At 60.8% G+C, this 3,160-nt stretch carries 4 protein-coding genes; all 4 read left to right on the top strand.

The features are described from left to right. On the top strand, positions 1-599 hold a 599-nt coding region (locus tag QVP03_RS10155; protein WP_288210754.1), incomplete at its 5' end, for a sugar nucleotidyltransferase. 4 nt (positions 600-603) lie between these two features. Then, positions 604-1,176: a dTDP-4-dehydrorhamnose 3,5-epimerase gene (gene rfbC, locus QVP03_RS10150; protein ID WP_022333341.1), complete on the top strand. Its 573-nt coding sequence runs from the start codon at positions 604-606 to the stop codon at positions 1,174-1,176. Next, positions 1,169-2,035 (top strand): dTDP-4-dehydrorhamnose reductase, encoded by an 867-nt coding sequence (rfbD, locus tag QVP03_RS10145; protein ID WP_022333340.1) that lies wholly within the window; start codon positions 1,169-1,171, stop codon positions 2,033-2,035. Before rfbC ends, rfbD begins: the two co-directional genes overlap by 8 nt. A 3-nt stretch (positions 2,036-2,038) precedes the next feature. Continuing rightward, positions 2,039-3,148: a dTDP-glucose 4,6-dehydratase gene (gene rfbB / locus QVP03_RS10140; protein ID WP_022333339.1), complete on the top strand. Its 1,110-nt coding sequence runs from the start codon at positions 2,039-2,041 to the stop codon at positions 3,146-3,148. The last annotated feature ends 12 nt before the right edge of the window (positions 3,149-3,160 follow it).

Genomic DNA, 3,160 nt, shown 5'->3' with positions numbered 1-3,160 from the left:
CGGATTTCATCGGCAATGACTCCGTGTGTCTGGTTCTGGGGGACAATATCTTCCACGGCTCGGGCTTCACGGGTCTTCTTCGCGAGGCCGTCCGCACGGCGGAGGAGGATGGCAAGGCTACGGTCTTCGGCTACCGTGTCGAGGAGCCCCAGCGCTATGGCGTGGCGGAGTTCGATGCGGTGGGTAACTGCCTTTCGATCGAGGAGAAACCCGCACACCCGAAGTCGAACTACGCAGTGGTGGGCCTGTACTTCTACCCGAACAAGGTCGTGGATGTCGCGAAGGGTATCAAGCCCTCCGCACGTGGGGAGCTTGAGATCACGAGCGTCAACCAGTCGTTCCTGCAACGCGGCGAGCTGAAGGTGCAGACGCTTCAGCGGGGCTTCGCGTGGCTGGATACGGGCACGCACGACTCGCTGGCCGAAGCCTCGATCTTCGTGGAGGTCATCGAGAAGCGTCAGGGTCTTAAGATCGCCTGTCTGGAAGGCATCGCCTACCGCAACGGTTGGATCACGTCGGACAAGCTGCGCGCACTTGCCGAGCCGATGCTCAAGAACCAGTACGGACAATACCTTTTGAAACTCCTCGACGAAAAATAATCCCATGAAAGTTCTGACAACGGCCATAGAAGGCGTGGTTATCCTTGAGCCGGAGGTTTTCGGCGACGCGCGGGGTTACTTCTTCGAGAGCTACTCGCAGCGGAAGTTCGACGAGCAGGTGCGTTCAGTGCGCTTCGTGCAGGACAACGAATCGCACTCGCGCTACGGCGTACTGCGGGGCCTCCATTTCCAGAAAGGGCGATACGCCCAGTCGAAACTCGTGCGCGTTGTCCGGGGCCGTGTGCTCGACGTCGCGGTTGATATCCGCCGCGGCTCGCCCACGTTCGGACGACACGTCTCGGTGGAGCTCTCGGGGGATAACAAACGCCAGTTCTTCATACCTCGCGGCTTCGCACACGGCTTCGCCGTGCTGAGCGATGAAGCGACGTTCCAGTACAAGTGCGACAACCCTTACGCCCCCGAGTCGGAGGGCGCCATCGCGTGGGACGACCCCACGCTGGGCATCGACTGGCACCTGCTGCCCGGAGATGTCGTGCTCTCGCCCAAGGACAGCCACCACCCGCGGCTGGAGGAGGCCGGGGAGTTGTTCAACTATAATACGGATTACTATGCTTAATATCCTGATCACGGGGGCGAACGGACAGCTCGGCCGCTCCCTGCAGCGTCTGGGCTGTGTCTCGCCCCACAACTATATCTGTACGGACGTCGCGGAGCTGGACATCACCGATGCCGGGGCGGTCCTGCGTGCGGTCCGGGAACAGGGGATCGACGTTATCGTGAACTGTGCGGCCTATACCGACGTGGAGCGGGCCGAGGATGACGAACCTACGGCGGAGCTGCTGAACCACAAGGCCGCGGGCAATCTCGCGGCGGCGGCCAAGGCGACGGGCGCGACGCTGTTCCACGTCTCGACGGACTACGTCTTCGACGGCACGGCCCATACGCCCTATACAGAGGATGGTACGCCCTCGCCGCTGGGAGCCTACGGGCGCACGAAGCTTGCAGGCGAACGCGCCGTCATGGCGTCCGGGTGCCGGTATCTGATCTTCCGCACGGCGTGGCTCTACTCGGAATACGGCAACAACTTCCTGAAGACGATGCTGCGTCTGACCTCGGAGCGGGATACGCTGCAGGTGGTCTTCGACCAGATCGGCACTCCGACCTACGCCGGGGACTTGGCGCTTGCGCTCTTCTCGATCATCGAGTCGGAACGCTACACGGGCAACGAGGGGGTGTACCACTTCACCGACGAGGGCGTCTGCTCGTGGTACGACTTCGCGACGGAGATCGCCGCGGCCGCGGGACACGACAAATGCCGCATCATCCCCTGCCACACGTCGGAATTCCCGACCAAGGCCACCCGCCCGGCCTACTCGGTGCTGGACAAGACCAAATTCAAAGAGACCTTCCGGATGGACATCCCACACTGGAGGGAGGCCATGATCTACTGCATGAAACGACTCACAGAAAAATAACCCATGAAACGCACTATCCTGATCACGGGCGGCGCGGGCTTCATCGGCTCGCACGTAGTCCGCCTTTTCGTGAACAAATACCCCGATTACCGGATCGTCAACCTCGACAAGCTGACCTATGCGGGCAATCTGGCCAACCTGCGGGACGTCGAGGAGCGGCCCAACTATACTTTCGTTCGGGGCGACATCTGCGACTTCGAAGCGATGCGTGAGTTGTTTCAGCAGTACGGCGTCGACGGGGTGATCCACCTCGCGGCCGAAAGCCATGTGGACCGCTCGATCAGGGATCCGTTCACTTTCGCGCGTACGAACGTCATGGGCACGCTGTCGCTGCTCGAAGCGGCGCGGGAGTACTGGAACGGAGAGTGGGACGGGAAGCTGTTCTACCATATCTCCACCGACGAGGTGTACGGCGCGCTGGAGCTTACCCGCCCTGCAGGCGATCCCGCGGGCGGGGAGAGCGGCGGAGGTCCTTTCGGCGAGGAGTTCTTCACCGAAGAGACGAAGTACGATCCGCACAGCCCCTACTCGGCCTCGAAAGCCTCGTCCGACCACTTCGTACGGGCCTACCACGACACATACGGCATGCCGACGCTGGTGACCAACTGCTCGAACAACTACGGTCCGTATCAGTTTCCGGAGAAGCTGATCCCGCTTTTCATCAACAACATCCGCCGCGGAAGACCGCTGCCGGTGTACGGCCGCGGGGAAAATGTCCGCGACTGGTTGTACGTCGAGGACCATGCACGGGCCATCGACGTAATCTTCCACAAGGGCAAGGTCGCCGACACGTACAACATCGGAGGCTTCAACGAATGGAAGAACATCGACCTGATACGGGTCATCGTCAGAACCGTGGACCGGCTGCTGGGCAATCCCGAAGGGACATCGGAGAAACTGATTACGTACGTCACCGACCGTGCGGGCCACGACCTGAGATACGCCATCGACTCGCGCAAACTCAAGCGGGAACTGGGCTGGCAGCCCAGCCTGCAGTTTGAGGAAGGAATCGAGAAAACTGTCCACTGGTACCTCCAAAACCAATCGTGGATGGACGACATTACCTCAGGCGAGTATGAAAAATACTACCGGAGTATGTATAAGGGAAGATAAATGACCCGTGAC

Origin of the sequence: Alistipes sp. CAG:29, from assembly GCF_000435435.1 — a bacterium.
In the GTDB taxonomy this organism is placed as follows: Bacteria; Bacteroidota; Bacteroidia; order Bacteroidales; family Rikenellaceae; genus Alistipes; species Alistipes onderdonkii.
Note: the sequence above shows the minus strand (reverse complement) of the source record. Positions and strands in the feature narration are given on the sequence as shown.

What these genes read in the sequence shown, in the direction of transcription:
- rfbC (WP_022333341.1), top strand. Translation starts at nt 604, where the DNA reads ATGAAAGTTCTGACAACGGCCATAGAAGGCGTGGTTATCCTTGAGCCG.
- rfbD (WP_022333340.1), top strand. Translation starts at nt 1,169, where the DNA reads ATGCTTAATATCCTGATCACGGGGGCGAACGGACAGCTCGGCCGCTCC.
- rfbB (WP_022333339.1), top strand. Translation starts at nt 2,039, where the DNA reads ATGAAACGCACTATCCTGATCACGGGCGGCGCGGGCTTCATCGGCTCG.